The organism is Anaeromyxobacter sp. Red801, assembly GCF_049201065.2.
Classification (GTDB): domain Bacteria; phylum Myxococcota; class Myxococcia; order Myxococcales; family Anaeromyxobacteraceae; genus Anaeromyxobacter.
Genome location: NZ_CM181236.1, coordinates 1,648,759 through 1,670,629, shown reverse-complemented (window position 1 = coordinate 1,670,629; position 21,871 = coordinate 1,648,759). Strand labels below are relative to the sequence as shown.

Sequence of the window (21,871 nt, the reverse complement as noted above, 5' to 3'; positions counted from 1 at the left end):
CGAGTGTGCCAGCGCCCCGGGCGGTGCGCGCGACGGCGCAGCGGCGTCGCCCCCTCCGGGATCCGTGCCGCACCGCGGCACGCCTCACTCCTTGGGGTTGACCTTCCGGACCCTCGCCGGTGGATCTTGCGGACGGTGCGGGGTGCTTCTTACGGAGCGTGACCATGACCGCTCGCCCGCTCGCCGCATCCCTGGCCGCCGCGCTGCTCCTCGCCTGCGGCTCCGACTCGAAGCCGAAGCCCGCCGATCCCTGCGCCGGGGTGGCCGCCCCGTGCACCGCGTTCCCGGCCGGCACCACCGAGGACCGGATCCAGGGCGCGGTGGCGCTCGCCCCCGACGGCGCCACGTTCGTGTTCGGCCCGGGCACGTTCCGCTTCACGAACGCGCTCGAGGTGACCGCGAACGGCGTCACGATCCGCGGCGCCGGGCGCGACGCCACCGTGCTCGACTTCGCCGCCCAGGTCGGCGCCGAGGGCGTCGGCGCGAGCGGCGACGCCTTCACGCTGAGCGACCTCTCCATCCGCGACACGGCCGGCAACGGCGTGAAGGTGGTGGGCTCGACCGGCGTGACCATCCGCAACGTGGGTGTGTCCTGGACCCGCCCCGACCTCTCGACCCACGGCGGCTACGGGATCTACCCGGTGCAGTCCACCGACGTCCTCATCGAGGGCTGCTTCACGTCGGGGGCCACCGACACCGGCATCTACGTGGGCCAGTCGCAGAACATCGTGGTGCGGAACAACGAGGCCACCGGCAACGTCGCCGGCGTCGAGATCGAGAACAGCTACGACGCCGACGTCCACGGCAACCACCTGCACGGCAACACCGCCGGCGTGCTGGTGTTCGACCTGCCCGGCCTGCCGCAGCAGGGGGGCCACGCGGTGCGGGTGTTCGACAACCGCATCCTCGACAACGACCACGCGAACTTCGCGCCGGCCGGCGGCATCGTGGCCATCGTCCCGGCCGGCTCGGGCGTCGTGGTGATGGCCAACCACGACGTGGAGGTGTTCGGGAACACCATCCAGGGGAACCAGACCGCCGCGGTGGGCGTGATCAGCTACCTGCTCACCGGCCAGGCGCCGCCCGACGGCTACGATCCCTTCCCGCGCCGCGTGCACGTGCACGGCAACACCATCACCGGGAACGGCACCGCGCCGGACGAGGCCACCCCGCTCGGCGCGGCGCTCGCGCAGGTGCGGACCGCGCTCGGCACCGACCTGCCGGACGTGGTGTGGGACGGCATCCCGGATCCCACCGGCTCCGGGGAGAACCCGCAGGAGATCTGCGTGGCCGCCGGCGCGTCCTGGCTCAGCCTGGGCGCGGCGAGCGATCCGTGGGCGCCGAACCCGGACGACACCGCGTTCCGCTGCACGCTCGACCCGCTCCCGGCGGTCGTCCTGCCGTGAGGCGCCCCGCGGCGCTGGCGCTCGCGGCCGCCGTGGCCGCCTGCGGCGGCGGCTCCTCCGGCGCGCCCGCCGGCCCGTGCAGCCCGCCCGGCGCCGGCTTCGACCCCGACCGCCCGGCGCAGCGGCTCTCCGAGCTCTGCCTGGTGGAGGCCGCGGGCGGCGGGACGGTCGCGCCACGGCCCGGCGTCGTCCCCTACGAGCTGAACACGCCGCTGTTCTCGGACTACGCGCTCAAGACCCGCACGGTGTGGCTGCCGCCCGGCACGCGCGCGGCGTACACGGCGGACGCGCCGCTCGACCTGCCCGTCGGCGCGATCGTCACCAAGACCTTCGCGCTCCCGCCCGACCTCCGGTCGCCGACGGTCGGGCTGCGGCTCCTGGAGACGCGGCTGCTCGTCCGCACCGCGCAGGGCTGGCGCGGCTACCCGTACCTGTGGAACGCGGCCCAGACCGACGCGACGTTCCAGCCCGGCGGCGCGGTGCTGCAGCTCCCGCTGGTCACGCCGTCCGGCGCGGCCGTGACCGCGAGCTACCTCGTCCCGAGCGTCACGCAGTGCGCGCGCTGCCACGCCGACACGCCCGACGGCGGGCTGCACCTGCTCGGCCCCACCGCACGGAACCTGAACCGCACCCACGCGTATCCCTCGGGAACGGAGAACCAGCTCGCGCACTGGACCGCGGCCGGGATCCTGGAGGGCGCGCCGGCGCCCGCGGAGGCGCCGCGCCTCCCGGTCTGGAACGATCCGGCCACCGGGACCGTCGCGGAGCGCGCGCGCGCCTGGCTCGAGGTGAACTGCGCCTTCTGCCACTCGCCCGGCGGGCTGGCGCGGACGACCGGCCTCTACCTCGGGACCGGGGTGACCGACCCGTACCAGCTCGGCGTCTGCAAGCCGCCGGTCGCGGCCGGGCCCGGGTCGGGCGGCCTCGCCTACGACGTCGTGCCGGGCGACCCGGACGCGTCGATCCTCGCGTACCGCGTGGCCGCGACCGACCCGGCCGCCGTCATGCCGCAGCTCGGCCGGAGCGTGGTGAGCGAGGAGGGCCTGGCGCTGGTCCGGCAGTGGATCGCCGAGCTGCCCGCGCAGCCCTGCCCCTGAACGGCGACGGGCCCGGCCCTCGCGCGGAGGGACCGGGCCCGGCGGGCGCGGCGCGGCGGCGGCGCTAGCCGCGCTTCGCGAACTCCTGCATGAACGCGCAGAGCTCGTCGAGCCAGGCGGGCTCGACCGCGTTGTAGGTGGACACGCGGATGCCGCCCACCGAGCGGTGGCCCTTCAGCCCCACCATGCCCTTCGCCTTGGCCTCCTTCACGAAGCGCTCCTCGTCGGCCTCGGTGGGCAGCCGGAACACGACGTTCATGACCGAGCGGCTCTCCCGCTCCACCGGGCAGCGGTAGTAGCCGGCGTTCGCGTCGATGACGCCGTACAGCTTCCCGGCCTTGGCGCGGTTCCGCGCCTCCATGGCCGGGAGGCCCCCGAGCCCCTTCAGCCACGCGAGCACGTTCCGGATCATGTAGATGCCGAACGTGGGCGGCGTGTTGTAGAGCGACTTGTTCTCGGCGGGCGTGCGGAGCTGGAAGATCTTCGGGATGTCCTTGCGGCCGGCGGCCACCAGGTCCTTGCGGACGATCACGACCACCACGCCCGAGGGCCCGATGTTCTTCTGCGCGCCCGCGTAGATGAGCCCGAAGCGGGACACGTCCACCGGCTTCCACAGGAAGTCGGACGACATGTCCGCGACCAGCGGGACCTTGCCGGCGTCCGGGAACGGCCGGGCCGGGTCCACGGCGAACTGCACGCCGTGGATGGTCTCGTTGGAGGTGAGGTGCAGGTACGCCGCGTCGGGCGAGACCTGCAGGTCGGCGGCGGTGGCGGCGCGGACGTAGCGCTTCTCCTTGCCGTCGCCCTCGCCGGTGGTGCCGGCCAGGCGCGCCGAGGCGCCCAGCATGGCGGTGGCGGCCTTCGCCTCGGAGAACGCCTTCTCGCCCCAGGCGCCGGTCACCAGGTAGTCGGCGCCGCGGCCCTTCTCGACGAGGTTCATCGGGATCTGCGCGAAGAGCTGCGACGCGCCGCCCTGCACGAACAGCACGTCGTAGCCGTCGGGCACGCCCAGCAGCTCGCGGAGCAGCGCCAGCGCCTCGTCGTGGACCGCCTCGTACTCCTTGCCGCGGTGCGAGTGCTCCATCACCGACATGCCGCTGCCGGCGAAGTCGAGGAACTCGTCGCGGGCGCGCTCCAGCGCGGGCAGTGGGAGGGCGGCGGGGCCGGCATTGAAGTTCTTCACGCGGGGCATGGTCTCCTCGGGGGTGGATGGGGACCGGGGATTTATTGGAGCCGGAAGGTCCGCGGCAACCCTTCCGCGAGCCCGTCCATCATGAACTGGACGGCGATGGCCACCAGCAGCAGGCCCGCGACGCGCTCCAGGATGGCGAGGCCGGTCCGCCCGAGCACCTTCTCGGTCCGGGCCGCACCCGCAAGGATGAGGTAGCTGGCCAGGCAGGTGAGCGCGATGGCGAGCAGGACCGGCAGCGGGTGCCACCAGTCCTCGCTGCGCGCGCGCACCATCAGCACGATGGCGGTGGCGATGGAGCCCGGGCCGGCCAGCAGCGGCATGGCCAGCGGGACGATGGCCACGTCCTCCTTGTCGGCGCTGGCGTCCACTTCACCCTGCGTGATCCGGGTCCGGGACGGCTGCGTGCGCACCATGTCCAGCGCGAGCAGCAGCAGCACCACCCCGCCCGCCACCTTGAACGCGGGCAGGCCGATGCCGAGGAGGCGGAAGATCCACTCGCCGGTGAGCGCGAACGCGGCGAGCACGGCGAACGCGGTCACCGACGCGCGGAGCGCGATCTCGCGGCGCCGGCGCGGATCGTCGTTCCGGGTCAGCGCCAGGAAGAACGGCACCGCCGAGAACGGATCGACCACGAAGAACAGGGCCGAGAAGGAGACGAAGCAGAGGGTCGCGAGCTGCAGGGCCATCGGGCGCGCAGCCTACCTCGCCCGCGGTGGGCGGGAAAGCGCGGAGCGGCGCCCGGATCAGACGGCCGGCGGCAGGCCGGGGCGCGGCTCGGAGCGCGCGAACGCGGAGAAGCGGATCGCCCACACCTTGCGGATGGCCTCGAGCACGATGCGCCGGGACATCTTGGACTGCCCCACCCGCCGGTCGGCGAACACGATGGGGAGCTCGGCCACGCGGAACCCGCGCCGGATGGCCCGGTACGTCAGCTCGATCTGGAAGGCGTAGCCGGAGCACTCCACCGAGGCCAGGTCGATGGCCTCCAGCACCTCGCGGCGGAAGCACTTGAAGCCGCCGGTGAGGTCGCGGACGCGCACGCCCAGGATGGTGCGGGCGTAGAGGCTGCCGCCGCGCGAGATGATCTTCCGCCCCAGCCCCCAGTTCACGGTGCCGCCCCCCGGCACGTAGCGGGAGCCGAGCACCAGGTCGGCGTCCGCGGCGCGGGCCAGCAGGGCGGGCAGGTACCTCGGGTCGTGCGAGAAGTCCGCGTCCATCTCCAGCACGAGGTCGTAGCCGCGCTCCAGCGCCCAGGCGAAGCCGGCCAGGTACGCCCTGCCCAGCCCCTCCTTGCCGGCGCGGTGGAGCACGTGCACGCGCGGGTCGCGCGCGGCGAAGGCGTCGGCCAGCTGGCCGGTCCCGTCGGGCGAGTTGTCGTCGATGACCAGCACCTCGACCGACGGCGCGGCCTCGAGGATCGCGCGGAGGATCGGCTCGAGGTTGTCCCGCTCCTCGTAGGTCGGCAGGCACACCAGCGCGCGCCCTTGCGTCATCGCATCACCCCCAGCACCTCTTCGGCGACCCGGAGCGGCGCGCCCGGCTCGCCCAGCGACGCCCGCACCTCGCGGAGCGCCGCGATCTGCGCCTCCCGCGCGGCGCGGTCGCCGAGCAGGCGCTCCACCTCCGCCGCCATCCGCTCGGGGCTCGCGTCCCGCTGCAGCAGCTCCGGGACGATCCCCCTCCCTGCCAGGATGTTCACCAGCGCCACGTGCGCAATCTTCACCAGCATCCGCGCGACCGCGTAGGACAGCCAGGACAGCTTGTAGACCACCACCATGGGCCGGAGCATCAGCCCCGCCTCCAGCGTGGCGGTGCCGCTCTTCACCAGCGCCGCGTCGCTCGCGCCGACCACCTCCTCGGTGCGGCCGTCCACCAGGCGCACCTCCAGCGTGCGGTGGGCCGCGAGGTACGGCTCGAGCGCGGCGCGGTCCAGCGTGGGCGCCACCGGGACCACGAACTGCGCGTCGGGGTGGGCCGCGCGAAGCCGCTCGGCGGCCTCGAGCATGGGAGGGAGCAGCCGCTTCAGCTCCGAGGGCCGGCTGCCGGGCACCATGGCGATGGTGGTCCGGGAGGCGGGGAGGCCCAGCGCCGAGCGGTAGGCCTCCGGGGGCGCGGGCGGCGGCCGCTCGGCGAACGGGTGGCCGACGAAGCGCGCCGACACGCCGGTGCCCTCGTAGAAGCGCTCCTCGAACGGGAGGATGCAGAGCATCCGGTCCACCACGCGCGCGATCTGCTTGGCGCGGCCCTGCCGCCACGCCCAGATGGTCGGCGACACGTAGTAGACGACCGGGATCCCGAGCTTCTTGAGGCGCGCGGCGAGCCGGAGGTTGAAGTCCGGCAGGTCCACCAGGAGCGCGGCCCGGGGTCGGCGCTCGGCGGCGGCGCGGCCGAGCATCCGCAGGATCCCGAGGATCCGCGGGATGCGGGGCAGCACCTCGGCCAGGCCCATCACCGAGATGTCCTCGGCCGGCGCGAGCGCCTCGAGCCCCGCCTCGCGCAGCCGCGGCCCGCCCACCCCGAACGCGGTGAGCCCGGGGCGCAGGCGCTGCAGCTCGTGGAGGGTCCGGGCCGCGTGAAGGTCCGCGCTGGCCTCGCCCGCCACGATCAGGATCCGGTCCGTCAAGCGCGGGCTATATAGCACGCCGCCCCTGGACGGTCTGGCCCCGGAGGCCGATCCGTGATGTGCTGTCGCACATGGATGGGGGAACCGCCGGCGCGCGGGGGCGCGAGGTGGGGTGGCTCGGGGCCACGCTGGGCGCGCTGCTGCTCGCGCTCCTGCTCGAGCACTACGTCATCCACGAGCAGATGATCCTGCCGTGGATCGCGGTGTCGCCCGAGGTGCCGCCCTGGATGCTCGGCGCCCAGGTCGTCCCGGAGATCATCGTCTGCTTCCTGTTCGGCTGGCGCCTGCGCGGCCTGGGCTGGATCGTGATCTACGGCGCGGCCGCCGCGGCGATGCGCCAGTCGTTCTACGCGTTCCTGACCCGCATCGCGGCGAGCGGCCACCCGGAGACGCTGTTCGGCCCGCCCTCCGAGTTCGCGCGGACCGCGCCGCTGGTGGCCGTGATGTACTTCCTGGCGTTCGGGCTCGCCTCGATGGGCGCCCGCGAGCCCGGTCCCCTCCCCGGCGCGCGCTCCCGACCGTAGGCGGCGCGCCTCGGGGCGGGCCCCTCACCGGCGGCAGCGCTCCATGCAGTGCACCAGGCCGCGCAGGTTCTCCTCCGCGATGCGGTAGCGCGCGAACCCGCCGTCGCGCGCGGCCGCGACCAGGCCGTGATCGCGCAGCACGCGGAGCTGCTGGGAGACGATGACCGGATCGGCGCCGAGCCGCCCGGCCAGGCCGCCGACGGTCTCGTCCCCCTGGCAGAGCAGGGCCACGAGCCGCAGGCGCAGCGGGTGGGCGACGGCCTTCAGCACCGCGGCGACGCGCTCGGCGCGCGCGGGGTCGGCGAAGACGGGAAGCGGCGGGGGTGCGGACACCGCCCGACTCTATCGGCAGCCCCGCCCGGGAAGGGCGCGGCGAGGTGCCGCGCCGGCCGGCCCCGGGACGTGTCCGCTACCCGCAGCCGCCGGAGATCTTCTTCTTCGCGCCCCCCGCCTTCGGCTTTCCGCCGGCCTTCAGCAGATCCGGCCGGAAGTCGAGCCGCGCCAGCGTCTGGAGCGCCTCGAGGCCCGGCGCCACGCGGTCGGCGCCCGGCGACGCCAGGGCGGCCTGCGCCGTCGCCAGCGCCTCGGCGTAGCCCGCGGGCGGCGCGCCCTCGGCGAACAGCGGCACCGGCAGCGCCAGCGCCAGGTACCAGGCGCGCGCACCGTCCACGAGGTAGTGGACCCGCGCGCCGGCGTCGGCGCGCCGCGCCTCCTGCACGAGCCGGAGCGCGACGTCGTCCTTGCCGGCGTAGACGAGCGTGAACGGCCGGCCGCGGGCGCGGGCCAGGACGTCCTCGGCGGACGCGCCCGGCAGGCTCTCCGCGCCGGGGAGGTGGTAGCGGGCGTAGGCGTCGGCGGGGCGCACGTCCAGCACCGCCGCCCGCCCCGCCGCCTGGACCACGCCGGCGGCGGCCTTCCACACGTCGAGCGCGGCGTCCGCCGGCGGCGGCGTCAGGTCGGGCGGGAGCTCGGCGCGGGCCGAGTGCCCGGTGGCGAGCGCCAGCACGAGGTAGGCGGCGGCCGCGCCGACGAGCGCGGCGGCCCCGGTCCGGTTCGTGATCCTCACGGCGCCCTCCTCTCCGCGGCGGCGGCGCCGGCCGGCACCGACTGCGGCCCCTGCCCCGCCGGCGCGGCGCGGCGGTTCACCCGCCGCTCGATGCGGCCCACCGCCCAGAACGCGCCCACCGCGAACAGCGCCACGGCGAACACCACCACGCCGGACGGGAGGCGCAGCCACTCGTGCAGCAGCACCCGGCCGCGCCCGCCGGCGTCGGCGAGCGGCGCGAACGTGTCGGCGCCGAGCGTGTAGACCAGCGTGCCGACGAGCAGGCCGCCGATGAACAGCAGCGCGTCGAGCTTGCCCGAGACCGCCCCGACCAGCGAGGTGCCCGGGCAGTAGCCGCCCACGATGAAGCCGGCGCCGACCAGGAGCCCGCCCACCGCCTGGGCGGCGGGGAACGTGTCGAGGATGCCGAGCGTGGAGATCGGCACGAGCCCGGCGAGGTCGAGGAAGTAGACGCCGATCATCGCCGTGACGATGGCGGTGAACATCACCCGCAGCACGCGGAAGTCGCGGCCGTAGAAGATGGCGGCGAGGTTGCGGGCGGTGCCGAAGCCGGCGCGCTCCAGCGCGAAGCCGAAGCCCATGCCCACCAGCACCGAGACGATCATCTCGACCGGGTGGGAGAACCGGAGGACGACGGAGAGAGGGCCTTCCACGGCGTGCCTCCTAGATCCACTGGCGGCGGACGAACCACGCGAGGGCGTAGGCGCCGCCGAAGACGCAGAACATGAACAGCCAGCTCCCCAGCGCGAGCTGCGCGCCGCCGGTGAGCGCCTGGCCGCTGGTGCAGCCGCGGGCGAGCTGCGCCCCGAAGCCGGCCAGCGCCCCGCCCGCCCCCGCCAGCACCCAGCGCCAGCGCCGGTCGGCCCGCGGGCCCATCACCGTCTCGGCCTTGAAGCGCCGCGCGGTGATCACGGCGACCGCGCCGCCGAGCAGCGTGCCGGCGGTGAGCCAGACGATCCAGTCGTCCATCGAGGCGCGCGACGGATCGGCGAAGAACCGGCCCACGCTGACGTTCTCCTCGGTCCAGGTCGGCGACACGGCGTGCAGCCCGGCCGCCACCACGTGCTTGAACGACCCGCTCGCGCCCAGGCCGCGCCCGGTCAGCACGAAGCTGCCGAGGAGCACCAGGCCCAGCAGGAAGCCGGCCTTGTACGGGTTCCAGTACGGTCGCTGCTCCACGTCACTCCTCCTTCGCGTCCGCGGCGCCAGGCGCCCCGGGGTGCGGCTCGTTCGCGGCCCTCGCCACCCACTTCGCGCTGTGGCGGGCCGCGTGGGCGAGGTCGATCCGGCCGGTGAGCATCGAGCGCAGCGCCGGGCGCTCGTCGGCGATGACCACCGCCATGGTGAGGTGCACCGCCAGGCCGGCGGCCACGAGCGCGATGGCGAGCCCGTGCACCACGACCGCGGCCGAGACCACCGGCGCCGGCCCGAGGTGGAACGTCATCACCAGGCCGCTCGCGACGATGGTCGCGGTGGCGATCAGCACGAGCACCGCGAACAGCTTCTGGCCGGCGTTGTACTTGTCCTGCGGCGGCAGCGGGCCGCGCCACGCGCCCGCCAGGGCGAGCGGCTTCCGGACGAGCCAGGCGAGGTCGTCGCGGGTCACCCGCACGTCCTCCCAGACGTGGCGCAGGCCGCCCTTGAACAGCAGGAACAGCGGGATCACCACCGCGGCCCAGGCCAGCCCCCACACCACGTGGAGCCGGAGGAGCGAGGCCCGCCCGCCCAGCGCCCCGGCGATGGCGTCGGCGACCGCGGGCCCGAGGAGCGCGAAGCGCGCCGCGGAGAGCAGGCCGGCGCCGGAGACGAGCAGCGCGATCCAGGAGAGCGCGTTCAGCCAGTGGAGCGCGCGCAGGCCCGCCGGGTGGCGGTGCAGCGTGCGCGGCGGGGGCGGCGGCAGCGCGCACGCGCCCTCGGCCTCCTCGCGGCGCACGCGGTCCACGCGCGCCTTCAGGTTCACCAGCAGGCCCCCGCCGATCGAGAGCGCGCCGAGGCCGGGGACCACCGCGCGCGTCAGCGGCCGGGCCGCGCCGTCCCAGGCCGAGGTCAGCCAGCCGGTCCGCGGCGGCCGGGCGATCCCCTGGGCGAGCACGAGGTCGCGCGGGCGGTCGCCGGCGTAGAGCGTGCGCGGGCGCACGTCGATCCCGGGCACCGCCAGCGGGCGCGCGCCCCGCGCCGCGGCGGCGACGGACACGGCCGAACCGGGGTCGTCGAGGTCGCCGAAGACGCGGCACCCGGCCGGGCAGGTCTCGACGCAGGCCGGCTGCTCGCCGCGCGCCACGAACGGCGCGCAGAGGTTGCACTTCTCGACCACCTTCTTCACCGGGTCCACGTGCCGGGCGCCGTACGGGCAGGCCGCGACGCAGTTGCCGCAGCCGATGCACACGTCGGCGTCCACCACCACCACGCCGTTCGCGTCCACGGACGTCGCGCCGGTCGGGCAGTCCACCGTGCACGGGTGCGCCTCGCACTGCATGCACGTGCCCGGGTAGAACGTGACGGCGAGGTCGCCGCCGGCGCGCGTGCCGGTCTCGAAGGTGTGGACCCAGTCGCGCGCCGCGCCGGGGCCGGAGTCCCACTGCTCCTTGCAGGCCGAGACGCAGGCCTTGCAGCCGACGCACAGGTCGAGGTCGATCAGCAGGGCGTGGCGGGCCATCACGCCACCTCCGCCGCGCGGCGCACCGTGACGAGCTGCGTGCGCATGCCGGTCGAGCCGCTGATCGGGTCCACGGCGTAGTCGTCGATCACGGCCGTGTCGTCGCCGCCCCGCCCGCGGGCGCGGTGGAGCCGGTGGGCCCAGTGGCCGAAGCCGTGGACCATGTACACGGCGCCGTCCGGCATCCGCTCGGTGACGTGCAGCGGCAGCGGCCCGGTCTCGCCGCCGTGGGCGTTCCCGACCATCACGCGCTCCCCGGCCGCGAGCCCCAGCGCGGCCGCGTCCCCCGGGCTCATCCAGAGCGTGTTCTCCGGCTCGAGGTCGAACAGGATGGGGTTGTTCTGCGTGCGGCCGAACGTGTGGAGCGGGCTGCGGCCGTAGAGCAGCCGGAAGCGCCCGGGCGGCGGCGGCGGCGGGCCCTTCCAGACCGGGAGCGGATCGAAGCCCGCGTCGGCGAGCCGCTGCGACCAGAGCTCGACCTTCCCGGACGGCGTGTGGAACCGGTAGTCCTCGCCGTCGCCGAGGTAGAGCGGCGTCTTGCGCGGGACGAGCGCGATCCCGTCGCGCTTCAGCGCGTCGAGCGACAGCCCCGCGGAGGCGAGCCGGACCTCGAGGTAGTCCTCGAACGTCGCCCAGGGGAAGAAGTCGCCCACGCCGAGCGCGGTCCCCAGCTCCTTCGCGATGCGCCACGCCGGGCGCGTGTCGTGCGGCGAGGCCACCGCCGGCTGGCGCAGGCCCACGTACGGCGTGCGCGTGAAGCCGAGCGAGAGGTCGTCGTAGCGCTCGAGGTAGGTGTCCTCCGGGAGCAGCACGTCGGCGTACTGGGTGATCTCGGTGGGCGCGACGTCGCAGACCACCAGCATGTCGAGGTTCGCGATCGCCTCGCGCGTCTCGCGGACGTTGGGCATCGCCTGCACGAGGTTGGTCCCGTGCACGAACCAGCCCTTCACCGGGTACGGCTTGCCGGTGCGGGTGGCGTCGCGGATGCCGTTGGTGGTGACCTCCTCCGCGAACGGGAACCGGCCGGCGGCCTGGTCCACGTTGCGGGGCAGGTCGGGGAAGTCCGGCGTGGGGTAGTCGCCGACCGCGGCGCGCTCGGTCCGGTAGGTGGAGCCGGGCCGCCACCACGCGCCGAGCAGCGCGGAGAGGATGGCCTGGGCGCGGGCGCGCTGGGTGTCCTCCTCGCCGTACCAGGCGGTGTGCCGGCCCGGGTGGACGACCACCGCCGGCATCGCCTTCACCATGAGGCGATACGCGTCCACGATCCGCTGCGCCGGCACGCCGGCGCGCTCCGCCGCCCAGGCCGGGTCGAACGGCGCCACGTGCGCCGCCAGCCGGTCGAAGCCGGTGGTGCGCGCCTCCACGAAGGCGCGATCGTACGTCCGCTCGGCCACGAGGAGGTGCAGCCAGGCCAGGATCACCGCGGTGTCGCCGCCCGGGCGGATGGGGAGCCACACGTCGGCCCTGGAGGCGACGGTGGAGAGGCGCGGGTCCAGCACCACCAGCGACGCGCCGCGGGCGCGCGCCTTCACCAGCTCCTGCACCTGGCCGTTGTGCGCGTTCTCGCCGAGGTGCGAGCCGAACAGCACCACGGCGCGCGCGTTCTCGAGGTCGATGGGCTCGGGCGAGACCAGCTTCTCGCCGAAGGTGAGCTGGTAGCCGACGTTGCGGGCCCCCTTGCACTGTGCGTACGAGGGGCCCGCGTAGTTCGGCGAGCCGTACGCCACCAGCAGCTGCCGGAGCAGGGGCCCGCCGCTGCCGTGGTAGAAGAGCGCGAGCGCCTCGGCGCCGTGGCGCGCCTTGATGGCGCGGAAGCCCTGCGCGATCACCTGGTACGCCTCGTTCCAGCCGGCGCGCCGGAACTTCCCCTCGCCGCGCGCGCCGGTCCGGATCATCGGGTGCGTGAGCCGGTCCCCGTCCACCACCGAGGCGGCCCCGGCCTGCCCGCGACCGCACAGCTTGCCGTTCGCGTTCGGGTAGCGCGGGTGGCCGCGCAACGAGAGCACCCGGTTCTTCCGCACGCGGGCCACCGCGCCGCAGTTCCAGAAGCACAGCTCGCAGAACGTCGGGACCTCTCGCTCCGGCGGCAGCGCGTCGTCGGCCTGCGCCAGGCCGAACGCGTCCGCGCGCCCCGGCGCCGCCGCGGCGCCCGCGGCCGCGCCCGCCGCCGCCAGCTCCAGGAACGTCCTCCGCCCGATGCGCACGCCGTCCTCCGCCATCTCGCGCTCCCCGCCGGCGGCACCGCCGGCCGCTGCGATGGAGCCGCGAAGGGCCCGCGCCGATTCTCGCCCGGAATCGATTTTCTCGTGTGATTCCGCACGCACGCAGCGCTTGCGTCCGCCGGCCCGGCGCCGCAGCGCTTGCGCGCGCCCCCGCGAAAAGCTCGCGCCCGCCCGGGCCTTGAGCCTGAACGTCCGTTCCGGTACGCATCCGGGATGAAGCCTCGCGCCGCCTGGAACCCGCCCAACCCGTGGGCCGCCGCCGAGATCGAGTGGGACGACGGACCGCCGCCGGCCCGGATCACGCTGCTCGAGGACGCCACCCGCGACGTCCTCTCCCGCAACGACAGCCCGGACATCCCGTTCCGCTGGAGCGTGAACCCGTACCGCGGGTGCATGCACGCGTGCGCGTACTGCTACGCGCGGCCGACGCACGAGTACCTGGGCATGGGCGCGGGCACCGACTTCGACACGCGCATCGTGGTGAAGCGGCGCGCGCCCGAGCTGCTCCGCGCCGCGTTCGACCGGCCCGGCTGGAAGGGCGAGGAGGTGGCGTTCTCCGGCGGGACCGACGCGTGGCAGCCGATCGAGGCGGAGCTGCGGCTCACGCGCGGCTGCCTGGAGGTGTGCGCCGCGTACCGGAACCCGATCCGCGTGGTCACCAAGTCGGCGCTGCTGGAGCGCGATCTCGACCTGCTCCAGGAGCTGGCGCGGTCCTCGCGCGTGCTCGTCTCGGTGAGCCTGCCGTTCCTGGACCCGGCGCTGGCGCGCGCGCTGGAGCCGTGGGCGCCCTCCCCCGCGCGGCGGCTGCGCCTCATCGAGCGGCTCGCGCGCGCGGGGCTCTCGCCCGGCGTCCTGGTGGCCCCGGCGATCCCCGGGCTCGACGACGAGGTCCCCAGGGTCCTGGCGGCGGCGCGGGAGGCGGGCGCCGAGCGCGCCGCGTGGGTGCTGCTGCGCCTCCCCGGATCGGTGGCGCCGGTCTTCGAGCAGCGGCTGCGGGCGGCGCTCCCCGAGGCCGCCGCGCGCGTGATGCACCTGGTGCGCGAGACGCGCGAGGGCCGCGCGTACGACGGGGCCTTCTCCACCCGCCGCCGCGGCACCGGGGCCTACGCGGCGCTCGTCGCGCAGGTGTTCGCGCGCCACGCCTCCCGCCTCGGGCTGGACCGCCCCGAGCCGGGGCTCGACGGGCCGTCCCCATTCCGGCGTCCCGGCACCGGGGGACAGCTGGGGCTCTTTGACCCAACGTGAAGACCCGAACCCCTCCCAGGCGGGTGACTTTCTCGGGATCTCCCGCTAGACAGGGCTCGTGCGGATCGGGACCCAGGCCGGTGGGGAGAGGCCCCTCGCCTCCCCGGCGGGCACGGCGCCGGCGCACGGCTCGCGGTGGTGGCGCGGCCGGACCGCCTGGTCGCCGGGCCGCATCGTGGCGGCCTACGCCCTCGTCAGCCTGCTCTGGATCGCGTTCTCCGACGCGCTGCTGGTCCACCTCGTGCCGGATCCGGTGCTGCGCGCCCGCGCGCAGACCGTCAAGGGCGCGTTCTTCGTGGTGGTCACCTCCGCGCTGCTGCTCGAGCTGATCCGGCGCGGCGACCTGGGGCTGCGCACGCTCGGCGCCGAGGTGCGCGCGACCGTGGACAGCATGGTGGACGCGGTGCTCCTGGTGGACGAGGAGGGTCGCATCGTCGAGACCAACCGCGCGGCCGTCGAGCTGCTCGGAGTCGCCGCGAAGGAGGACCTGCTCGTCCCGCTCCGCGACTGGGGACGGCGCTTCGACCTCCGGTACCTGGACGGCACCCCCGTGCCCTACGACCGCTACGCGGCGGTGCGGGCGCTCGCCGGCGAGCGCATCAAGGCCTACGACGCGATGGCGCGGCGGGCCGACGGCACCGACGTGTACTTCAGCGTCTCGGCCGCGCCGGTGGAGGGCGCCGGGCACCGCCGGCTGGCGGTGGCGGTGCTGCGCGACGTCACCGCCGCCCGGCGGCTCGACGAGATGCGCGAGGAGTTCCTCGCGACCGCCGCGCACGAGTTCAAGACGCCGCTCGCGGTGGTGAAGGCCTACGCGCAGCTCATGCAGAAGCGCGCGCCGGGGGATCCGGGGCTGACGGTGATCCAGCGCCAGGTGGACCGCCTCAACCGCCTCGTGCAGCACCTGCTCGACACCTCGCGCCTGCGCCTGCAGCCCGGCGAGGGGCGCCGCGACACCTTCGACGTGTCGTCGCTCGTCGCCGAGGCCATCGAGGAGGCGCGCCCGTCCACGCCGGGCCACGCGCTCGAGGCGGAGGCGCCCGCGCCGGCGGTGGTCCACGCCGACCGCGAGCGGATCCTGCGCGTGCTCACCAGCCTGCTCGACAACGCCATCCGGTTCTCGCCCGCGGGCGGGCCGGTGCACGTGCGGGTGGAGACGCAGGACGGCGAGGTGGTGGTCTCGGTGGCCGACCACGGCCTGGGGATCCCGCCCGAGCGCCAGCCGCGCATCTTCGAGCGCTACTACCGCGCCCACGCCGGCACCGACCAGGACTACGGCGGCCTGGGCCTGGGGCTCGACATGAGCCGCGAGATCGTCACCCGCCACGGCGGCCGGATGTGGTTCGAGAGCGTCCCCGGCCAGGGCTCCACGTTCCACTTCAGCCTGCCGCTCGCGGCGCAGGAGGCCTCGTGAGGCGCAGCGTGCTGGTGGTGGAGGACGATCAGGACCTGTCGTCCCTCCTCGAGATGGTCCTCGCAGACGCGGGTCACCGGGTGCGCACCGCCCCCGACGGCCGGGCCGCGCTGGCGGCGGTGGCCGACGAGATGCCCGGCGTCATCCTGCTCGACATGCGCATGCCGGTCATGAACGGGTGGGAGTTCGCCCGCGAGTTCCGCGCCCGCTACGGCCGCGCCTGCCCGATCGTGGTGGTCACCGCCGCCGAGAACGCCCGGCTGCGCGCGGAGGAGATCGGCGCCGAGGACTGGCTGGCCAAGCCGTTCGACCTCGACGACGTGCTCTACACCGTCGAGCGCCAGCTCGCCGGCGGGGACGAGGGCGGCGCGCCCACGCGCTCGCTGCACTGACGCCCGCTCACCCGCACGCCGCGGCGGCGGAGCCCGGCCGCGGCCATCCCGTTGGGTGGTCGCCTCCCCGCGCACCTGGTCCCACCGTCTGAGCGCGTGGCCGCCGGATCCAGACCCATCGCCCGCCCGGTGCCGCGGCCCTCGCGCGCCGCGGCGCTGTGGAGCTCCCCCATCGGCAAGAAGGCGCTGATGGCGGTGACCGGCCTGGTGCTGTTCGCGTACGTGGTCGGGCACCTGCTCGGCAACCTGCAGGTGTTCCAGGGGGCGGCGAAGCTCGACCGCTACGCGGAGCTGCTCCGGATCTCGCCCGCGCTGCTCTGGTCGGTCCGCGCGGTGCTGCTCCTCGCGTTCCTGGTGCACGTCGCGGCGGGCCTCCAGCTCTCGGTGCTGCGGCGCGAGGCGCGGCCGGTGGACTACGCCACCTACCGGCCGGTGGCCTCCACGCCGGCGGCGCGCGGGATGATCTGGAGCGGCCTCCTCATCCTCGGCTTCGTCGTGTACCACCTGCTCGACCTGACGCTCGGCGTGGTGAACCCGGACTTCCGCCCGGGGCAGGTCTACCACAACGTCCTCGCCACCTTCGGCCGCGGGCTGGGCGTCGCGATCTACGTCGTCGCGATGATCGCGCTCGGGTTCCACCTCTGGCACGGCATGTGGTCGCTGTTCCAGTCGCTCGGCCTGGCCACGCGGCGGAGCCTGCCCGGCCTGCAGCGCTTCGCGGTGACGGTGGCGTGGCTCCTCGCGATCGGCTTCACCGCCATCCCGCTCGCCGTCGTCGTGGGCGTGGTGAGGTAGGCGCGCATGCCGCTCGACGCGAAGATCCCCGCGGGGCCGATCGAGCAGAAGTGGGAGCGCCGCAAGTACGAGCTGAAGCTGGTCAACCCCGCCAACAAGCGCCGGCACCGGATCCTGGTGGTGGGCACGGGCCTGGCGGGCGCGTCCGCGGCGGCGTCGCTCGCCGAGCTGGGCTATGAGGTCGAGACGTTCTGCTACCAGGACAGCCCGCGGCGCGCGCACTCGATCGCGGCGCAGGGCGGCATCAACGCGGCGAAGAACTACCAGAACGACGGCGACTCGGTGGCGCGGCTCTTCTACGACACCGTGAAGGGCGGCGACTTCCGCTCGCGCGAGGCGAACGTCCACCGGCTCGCCGAGCTGTCGGTGAACATCATCGACCAGTGCGCGGCGCAGGGGGTGCCGTTCGCCCGCGAGTACGGCGGCCTGCTCGCGAACCGCTCCTTCGGCGGCGCGCTGGTCTCGCGGACGTTCTACGCCCGCGGCCAGACCGGCCAGCAGCTCCTGCTCGGCGCCTACCAGGCGCTGCAGCGCCAGGTGACGGCCGGGAAGGTGGTGAGCCACCCGCGCTGCGAGATGCTGGAGCTGGTGCTGGTGGACGGGCGGGCGCGCGGCGTCGTCACCCGCGACCTCGTCACCGGCGCGGTGCGCTCGCACGCCGGCGACGCGGTGGTGCTCGCGACCGGCGGCTACGGCAACGTCTTCTACCTCTCCACCAACGCGCGCGGCTGCAACGCGACGGCGGTCTGGCGCGCCCACCGCAAGGGCGCGCTGTTCGCGAACCCCTGCTACACGCAGATCCACCCCACCTGCATCCCGCGCTCCGGCGAGTACCAGTCGAAGCTCACGCTCATGAGCGAGTCGCTCCGCAACGACGGGCGGGTCTGGGTGCCCGCCCGGCGCGGCGACGGGCGCCCGCCGGGCCAGATCCCGGACGCCGAGCGCGACTACTACCTGGAGCGGATGTACCCGACCTACGGCAACCTCGCCCCGCGCGACATCGCCTCGCGCGCGGCGAAGACGGTCTGCGACGAGGGGCGCGGCGTCGGGCCCGGCGGGCTGGGCGTCTACCTCGACTTCCGCGACGCGTTCGCGCGGCTCGGGCGGCGGGTGCTCGACGAGCGCTACGGCAACCTGTTCGAGATGTACGAGCGCATCACCGGCGACGATCCGCACGAGGTGCCGATGCGGATCTACCCCGCGGTGCACTACACGATGGGCGGGCTGTGGGTGGACTACGACCTGCAGAGCACCATCCCGGGCCTGTTCGTGCTGGGCGAGGCGAACTTCTCCGACCACGGCGCCAACCGGCTGGGCGCGAGCGCGCTCATGCAGGGGCTCGCCGACGGCTACTTCGTCGTCCCGTACACGGTGGGCGACCACCTGGCGCGGGGGCAGGCGAAGGTGGACACCTCGCACGCGGCGTTCCGCGACGCGGAGCGCGAGGTGGCGGCGCGCACCGCGCGGCTGCTGTCCATCGGGGGGCGGCGCACCGCCGACGACCTGCACCGCGAGCTGGGCACGCTCCTGTGGGCCGACGCGGGGATGGCGCGCTCGCGCGCCTCGCTGGAGCACGCGCTCGCCGGGATCCCGCGCATCCGGGAGGCGTTCTGGAGCGACCTGCGGGTCCCGGGCACCGGCGAGGAGCTGAACCAGGAGCTGGAGCGCGCCGGGCGGGTGGCGGACTTCCTGGAGCTGGCGGAGCTCCTGTGCCGGGACGCGCTGCACCGCGAGGAGTCCTGCGGCGGGCACTTCCGGGTCGAGCACCAGACGCCCGACGGCGAGGCGCTCCGCGACGACGCGCGCTTCGCCTACGTCGCGGCCTGGGAGTGGAGGGGGCCGGGCGAGGCCCCGGTGCTGCACCAGGAGCCGCTCGCGTTCGAGTACGTGCCGCTCCAGCAGCGCAGCTACAAGTGAGGGGCGCGTGCGCATCGTCCTCGAGATCTGGCGGCAGCGGGACCCGTGGGCGGACGGCCGCTTCGTGCGGTACGAGGTCGGCGACGTCAACGAGCACATGTCGTTCCTGGAGATGCTCGACGTGCTCAACCAGGCGCTGGTGCGGCGCGGCGAGATGCCGGTGGCCTTCGACTCCGACTGCCGCGAGGGGATCTGCGGCACCTGCGGGTTCCTGGTGAACGGCGAGGCGCACGGGCCGCTCCGGAACGCGACCATCTGCCAGACGCACATGCGCCACTTCCACGACGGCGACGTCCTGCGGCTGGAGCCCTGGCGCGCCGCCGCGTTCCCGGTGCTCCGGGACCTGGTGGTGGACCGGGGCGCGCTCGACCGGATCGTCGCCGCCGGTGGCTACGTCTCGGTGCGGACCGGCGGCGCCCCGGACGCGAACGCCCTGCCCGTCCCGAAGACCGACGCCGACCGCGCCATGGAGGCCGCCGCGTGCATCGGCTGCGGCGCCTGCGTCGCGGCCTGCCCGAACGCCTCGGCCGCGCTGTTCACCGGGGCCAAGATCACGCACCTGTCGCTGCTGCCCCAGGGCCAGCCCGAGCGCCCGCTCCGCGTGCGCTCCATGACGGAGCAGGCGCGCGCCGAGGGCTTCGGCCACTGCACCTCGATCGGCGAGTGCGCCGCCGTCTGCCCGGCCGGGATCCAGCTCGAGGTGATCGCGCGGATGAACCGCGACTTCCTGCGCGCGGCCTTCTCCCGCGCCGCGGGCGAGCCGCTCACCGTCCTGCCGGTCACCTCGCCGATGCGCCGCTACGAGGCGCAGCCGCCCGGCGCGCGCGAGACCGCCGAGCCCGCCGAGGAGCCGGCCGAGCGCTGAGCCCGGCGCTCACCCCACCCCGGCCACGATGCGCGGCGTCGGGTCCTCGGTCAGGTCGTGGTAGAGGGCGTCGTAGGAGAGGCGCATCTGCGCGAGCCCGAACTCCTCCTCCACGATGCGCCGGCCCCGCTCGCCCATGCGGCGCCGCAGCGCCGGGTCGCGCAGCAGGTCGAGGAGCCGGCGCGCCAGCGCGGCCGGCGCCCCGGGCGGCACGAGGAAGCCGTTCTGCCCCTCGCGCACCACCTCCGGCGTGCCGCCGACGCGGGTCGCCACCACCGGGAGCCGCATGGCCATGCTCTCGAGGATCGCGTTGGAGATCCCCTCCGCGTAGCTCGCCGACACGCCGGCCACCGCGCGCGCGAGCAGCGCCGGCGCGTCCAGCCGGTGGCCGAGGAAGTGGCACCGGTCCGCGATGCCGAGGCGGCGCGCCAGGCGCTCCAGCAGGGGCCGCCGCACGCCCTCGCCCACCAGCACCAGGCGCGCGTCCGGCCGGGCGCGCAGCACCTCGCGCATCGCCATCAGCAGGTCGGACTGCCCCTTCACCGGATGGTGCATGTTCGCGATGCACACCACCGCGCCGGGCTCCGGCGCCGGGTGCTCCGGCGCGCGCCGCGCCTCCCGGTCCAGCTCCTCCAGGTCCACCCCGTTGCGCACCACCGCGACCCGGTCGGCCTCCACCCCCTCGCGCACCGCGAGATCCCGGATGCAGAGCGCGTTCACCAGCACCCGGTCGGCCACGCGCGAGGCCGCCTGCAGCAGCGGGCGGCGGTAGCCCTCGAGGTGGTGCCCCAGGTCCACCCGCGTGACGATCATCGGGACCCGCGCCAGGCGCGCCGCGAGGGCCCCGAGCACGTTGGTGTAGACGTCCTGCGCGTGGATCACCGCGATCCGCTCGGCGTGGACGAAGCGCACGATGCGCGCGAGCTGCCAGGCGGTGTTGGGGCGGATCATGCGCCCGCCGACGTCGAAGACCACCGGCCGCACGCCCGCGACCTCCAGGTCCTGCAGGTGGTCGCCGTCGAGGTGCAGCACCGCCACCACCGGCTCGAAGCGCGCGCGGTCCATCGACCGGACGTTCAGGACCGTCTGCCGCTCCTGGCCGCCGATGCGGAAGCGGTTCTGGAAGATCAGGATCCGCCGCGGCCCGGGCACGGCGTCACCAGGCCGGCGCCGGCGACGGCCGCTCCCCGGCCGCCGCGCGCACGCGGGCCAGCCGGACGGCCGCCACCGCGCAGGCGAACAGGAAGTAGAGGAACCACGAGAGCGAGTAGCCGTTGGCCATCTCGCAGACGAGGTAGCCGGCGAGCCCGGCGAACACCGCCCGCGCCTCGGCCCCCACCAGCGGATCGTCGCCGGCGCGCCAGGTCTGCCAGAGCAGCCACGCCACGAAGGCCGCGAACAGGAGGAACGCGAGGATCCCGAGGTCGCCCACGATCTCGAGCAGGAGGTTGTGGGCGACGTAGCGCCGCCCGCCCGCCTCGAGCGGCGCGTACCGCGCCCAGCTCGCCAGGAACGCGCCCGCGCCGACCCCGGACAGCGGCCGCTCGTCCACGATGTTGCCGAGCACCTTCCAGGCGTGCTCGCGGCCCGCCACGGAGGCGTCGTCGCGGTAGTCGGCGATGGTGCGCGACCGCTCCCAGAAAGACTGCGGCGCGAGCGCGACGACGCCCGCGAGCAGCGCCCCGGCGGCCAGCGGCCCCCGGAGCGCCGCGCCGCGGCCGCGCAGGAGGAACAGGAGCGCGGCCAGCGCCGCGGCCACCGCGCCCGAGCGCGAGTGCGTGAGCACGATGGCCGCGACCTGCGCCGCCACCACGCCCGCGAACAGCACCCGCGCCGCCGGCCGGCGGGCGCGCATCGCCCCGAGCAGCGCGAACGGCAGCACCGCCACCAGGCTCATCGCCAGCCGGTTCGGATCGCCGTACAGCCCGCGCCAGTGCGTCCGGAAGCCCTCCACCAGGTGGTCGTCGTTGGCCCAGACCCAGACGCCGCCCAGCGCCGGCCCCAGCGAGGCGAGCGCCGCCACGCGCAGGAAGCGCGCCAGGCGCGAGGGCGCGTCCAGCGCGTTCTGGATGGCGACGAAGACCACTGCCATCTTCGTGCCGTCCACGATGGCGTGGAGCGTGTCCGGGCGCGACAGCGTCCAGCCGAGCGAGAGCGGGATGAACGCGAGGTAGGCGAGCAGCAGCAGGCTGCCGCCCCCGCCCAGCCGGATGCGCTCGCCCGAGGAGAGCCGGTGCGCCACCACCGCCGCGGCGCAGAGCGCCATCGTGACGAACCCCAGGCGCAGCCGCTCGAGCTCCGGCCACCAGTACATCGGGCTCGAGTACAGCATCGCCACGAACCCGAGCGCGGCCGCGTGCGCGGTCCGGCTCCACCGCGCGGCCGAGCGCTCCAGCCCCGCCTCCCGCGCCAGGAGCGCCGCGTCCAGCGCCGCCGCGTCCGCCCGTGCCCGCATGC

At 75.1% G+C, this 21,871-nt stretch carries 21 protein-coding genes; 9 read left to right on the top strand and 12 right to left on the bottom strand.

The genetic code is table 11. The features are described from left to right. The first annotated feature begins 164 nt into the window (after positions 1-164). Both ACOQFB_RS07560 and ACOQFB_RS07555 read left to right on the top strand, forming a co-directional pair. Positions 165-1,406: a parallel beta-helix domain-containing protein gene (locus ACOQFB_RS07560; RefSeq protein WP_421609665.1), complete on the top strand. Its 1,242-nt coding sequence runs from the start codon at positions 165-167 to the stop codon at positions 1,404-1,406. Further along, the gene (locus tag ACOQFB_RS07555) at positions 1,403-2,503 is read left to right on the top strand and encodes an SO2930 family diheme c-type cytochrome (protein ID WP_421609666.1); all 1,101 of its coding nucleotides are present in this window, start codon (positions 1,403-1,405) and stop codon (positions 2,501-2,503) included. Before ACOQFB_RS07560 ends, ACOQFB_RS07555 begins: the two co-directional genes overlap by 4 nt. A 64-nt stretch (positions 2,504-2,567) precedes the next feature. Here ACOQFB_RS07555 and serC read toward each other — a convergent pair whose 3' ends face one another. Genes serC through lpxB form a run of 4 tightly spaced genes read right to left on the bottom strand, consistent with a single transcriptional unit; the run spans position 2,568 to position 6,336 of the window. Beyond that, positions 2,568-3,695: a 3-phosphoserine/phosphohydroxythreonine transaminase gene (serC, locus tag ACOQFB_RS07550; protein ID WP_421609667.1), complete on the bottom strand. Its 1,128-nt coding sequence runs from the start codon at positions 3,693-3,695 to the stop codon at positions 2,568-2,570. A 32-nt stretch (positions 3,696-3,727) separates the two neighbouring features. Further along, positions 3,728-4,381 carry a MarC family protein gene (locus ACOQFB_RS07545; protein WP_012633898.1) on the bottom strand — a complete coding sequence of 218 codons (654 nt, stop codon included), beginning with the start codon at positions 4,379-4,381 and terminating at the stop codon, positions 3,728-3,730. A gap of 57 nt (positions 4,382-4,438) precedes the next feature. Next, positions 4,439-5,188 carry a polyprenol monophosphomannose synthase gene (locus tag ACOQFB_RS07540; protein ID WP_059436760.1) on the bottom strand — a complete coding sequence of 250 codons (750 nt, stop codon included), beginning with the start codon at positions 5,186-5,188 and terminating at the stop codon, positions 4,439-4,441. Continuing rightward, positions 5,185-6,336, bottom strand: coding sequence for a lipid-A-disaccharide synthase (gene lpxB / locus ACOQFB_RS07535; RefSeq protein ID WP_059436759.1), 1,152 nt, complete (start codon positions 6,334-6,336; stop codon positions 5,185-5,187). Before lpxB ends, ACOQFB_RS07540 begins: the two co-directional genes overlap by 4 nt. Positions 6,337-6,389: 53 nt before the next feature. Between lpxB and ACOQFB_RS07530 the strand changes: the two genes are divergently transcribed. Then, positions 6,390-6,842 (top strand): hypothetical protein, encoded by a 453-nt coding sequence (locus tag ACOQFB_RS07530; protein WP_059436758.1) that lies wholly within the window; start codon positions 6,390-6,392, stop codon positions 6,840-6,842. A gap of 24 nt (positions 6,843-6,866) precedes the next feature. Here ACOQFB_RS07530 and ACOQFB_RS07525 read toward each other — a convergent pair whose 3' ends face one another. The 6 genes from ACOQFB_RS07525 to ACOQFB_RS07500 all read right to left on the bottom strand — a co-directional run bounded on the left by ACOQFB_RS07525 (position 6,867) and on the right by ACOQFB_RS07500 (position 12,783). Next, positions 6,867-7,175 carry an ArsR/SmtB family transcription factor gene (locus tag ACOQFB_RS07525; RefSeq protein WP_059436757.1) on the bottom strand — a complete coding sequence of 103 codons (309 nt, stop codon included), beginning with the start codon at positions 7,173-7,175 and terminating at the stop codon, positions 6,867-6,869. 76 nt (positions 7,176-7,251) lie between these two features. Then, positions 7,252-7,908: a rhodanese-like domain-containing protein gene (locus ACOQFB_RS07520; RefSeq protein WP_059436756.1), complete on the bottom strand. Its 657-nt coding sequence runs from the start codon at positions 7,906-7,908 to the stop codon at positions 7,252-7,254. Beyond that, a complete protein-coding gene (locus ACOQFB_RS07515; RefSeq protein WP_059436755.1) occupies positions 7,905-8,561 on the bottom strand; it encodes a YeeE/YedE thiosulfate transporter family protein in 657 nt (218 codons plus the stop codon). Before ACOQFB_RS07515 ends, ACOQFB_RS07520 begins: the two co-directional genes overlap by 4 nt. Positions 8,562-8,571: 10 nt before the next feature. Further along, positions 8,572-9,087: a YeeE/YedE thiosulfate transporter family protein gene (locus ACOQFB_RS07510; protein WP_059436754.1), complete on the bottom strand. Its 516-nt coding sequence runs from the start codon at positions 9,085-9,087 to the stop codon at positions 8,572-8,574. A gap of 1 nt (position 9,088) precedes the next feature. Then, entirely contained in the window at positions 9,089-10,564 is a 1,476-nt protein-coding gene (locus tag ACOQFB_RS07505) for a cytochrome b/b6 domain-containing protein (protein WP_421609668.1), read from the bottom strand. Continuing rightward, positions 10,564-12,783, bottom strand: coding sequence for a molybdopterin-containing oxidoreductase family protein (locus ACOQFB_RS07500; protein ID WP_421609669.1), 2,220 nt, complete (start codon positions 12,781-12,783; stop codon positions 10,564-10,566). Before ACOQFB_RS07500 ends, ACOQFB_RS07505 begins: the two co-directional genes overlap by 1 nt. Before the next feature lie 216 nt (positions 12,784-12,999). Between ACOQFB_RS07500 and ACOQFB_RS07495 the strand changes: the two genes are divergently transcribed. The 6 genes from ACOQFB_RS07495 (at position 13,000) to ACOQFB_RS07470 (ending at position 19,414) form a co-directional block, all read left to right on the top strand. Continuing rightward, on the top strand, positions 13,000-14,031 hold the full coding sequence (locus tag ACOQFB_RS07495; protein ID WP_421609670.1) for a PA0069 family radical SAM protein: 1,032 nt from the start codon (positions 13,000-13,002) through the stop codon (positions 14,029-14,031). 58 nt (positions 14,032-14,089) lie between these two features. Beyond that, positions 14,090-15,445: a sensor histidine kinase gene (locus ACOQFB_RS07490; RefSeq protein WP_237757845.1), complete on the top strand. Its 1,356-nt coding sequence runs from the start codon at positions 14,090-14,092 to the stop codon at positions 15,443-15,445. Then, positions 15,442-15,837, top strand: a complete 396-nt coding sequence (locus ACOQFB_RS07485) for a response regulator transcription factor (RefSeq protein ID WP_421609671.1) — start codon at positions 15,442-15,444, stop codon at positions 15,835-15,837. Before ACOQFB_RS07490 ends, ACOQFB_RS07485 begins: the two co-directional genes overlap by 4 nt. Before the next feature lie 129 nt (positions 15,838-15,966). Next, positions 15,967-16,632: a succinate dehydrogenase cytochrome b subunit gene (locus tag ACOQFB_RS07480; protein WP_421609672.1), complete on the top strand. Its 666-nt coding sequence runs from the start codon at positions 15,967-15,969 to the stop codon at positions 16,630-16,632. Between the two features lie 6 nt (positions 16,633-16,638). After that, positions 16,639-18,549: a fumarate reductase/succinate dehydrogenase flavoprotein subunit gene (locus ACOQFB_RS07475; RefSeq protein WP_059436748.1), complete on the top strand. Its 1,911-nt coding sequence runs from the start codon at positions 16,639-16,641 to the stop codon at positions 18,547-18,549. 7 nt (positions 18,550-18,556) lie between these two features. Beyond that, on the top strand, positions 18,557-19,414 hold the full coding sequence (locus ACOQFB_RS07470; RefSeq protein WP_421609673.1) for a succinate dehydrogenase/fumarate reductase iron-sulfur subunit: 858 nt from the start codon (positions 18,557-18,559) through the stop codon (positions 19,412-19,414). Between the two features lie 9 nt (positions 19,415-19,423). On the opposite strand, the gene ACOQFB_RS07465 is transcribed toward ACOQFB_RS07470, so the two are convergent. Beyond that, a complete protein-coding gene (locus ACOQFB_RS07465) occupies positions 19,424-20,566 on the bottom strand; it encodes a glycosyltransferase (RefSeq protein ID WP_421609674.1) in 1,143 nt (380 codons plus the stop codon). 4 nt (positions 20,567-20,570) lie between these two features. Continuing rightward, positions 20,571-21,869 (bottom strand): O-antigen ligase family protein, encoded by a 1,299-nt coding sequence (locus ACOQFB_RS07460; RefSeq protein WP_059436745.1) that lies wholly within the window; start codon positions 21,867-21,869, stop codon positions 20,571-20,573. Positions 21,870-21,871 lie beyond the last annotated feature (2 nt).

Excerpts from the sequence above, each read along its gene's own strand:
- ACOQFB_RS07475 (WP_059436748.1), top strand. The coding sequence starts at position 16,639 with ATGCCGCTCGACGCGAAGATCCCCGCGGGGCCGATCGAGCAGAAGTGG.
- ACOQFB_RS07540 (WP_059436760.1), bottom strand. The coding sequence starts at position 5,188 with ATGACGCAAGGGCGCGCGCTGGTGTGCCTGCCGACCTACGAGGAGCGG.
- serC (WP_421609667.1), bottom strand. The coding sequence starts at position 3,695 with ATGCCCCGCGTGAAGAACTTCAATGCCGGCCCCGCCGCCCTCCCACTG.
- ACOQFB_RS07545 (WP_012633898.1), bottom strand. The coding sequence starts at position 4,381 with ATGGCCCTGCAGCTCGCGACCCTCTGCTTCGTCTCCTTCTCGGCCCTG.
- ACOQFB_RS07460 (WP_059436745.1), bottom strand. The coding sequence starts at position 21,869 with ATGCGGGCACGGGCGGACGCGGCGGCGCTGGACGCGGCGCTCCTGGCG.
- ACOQFB_RS07495 (WP_421609670.1), top strand. The coding sequence starts at position 13,000 with ATGAAGCCTCGCGCCGCCTGGAACCCGCCCAACCCGTGGGCCGCCGCC.
- ACOQFB_RS07500 (WP_421609669.1), bottom strand. The coding sequence starts at position 12,783 with ATGGCGGAGGACGGCGTGCGCATCGGGCGGAGGACGTTCCTGGAGCTG.
- ACOQFB_RS07560 (WP_421609665.1), top strand. The coding sequence starts at position 165 with ATGACCGCTCGCCCGCTCGCCGCATCCCTGGCCGCCGCGCTGCTCCTC.
- ACOQFB_RS07505 (WP_421609668.1), bottom strand. The coding sequence starts at position 10,564 with ATGGCCCGCCACGCCCTGCTGATCGACCTCGACCTGTGCGTCGGCTGC.
- ACOQFB_RS07530 (WP_059436758.1), top strand. The coding sequence starts at position 6,390 with ATGGATGGGGGAACCGCCGGCGCGCGGGGGCGCGAGGTGGGGTGGCTC.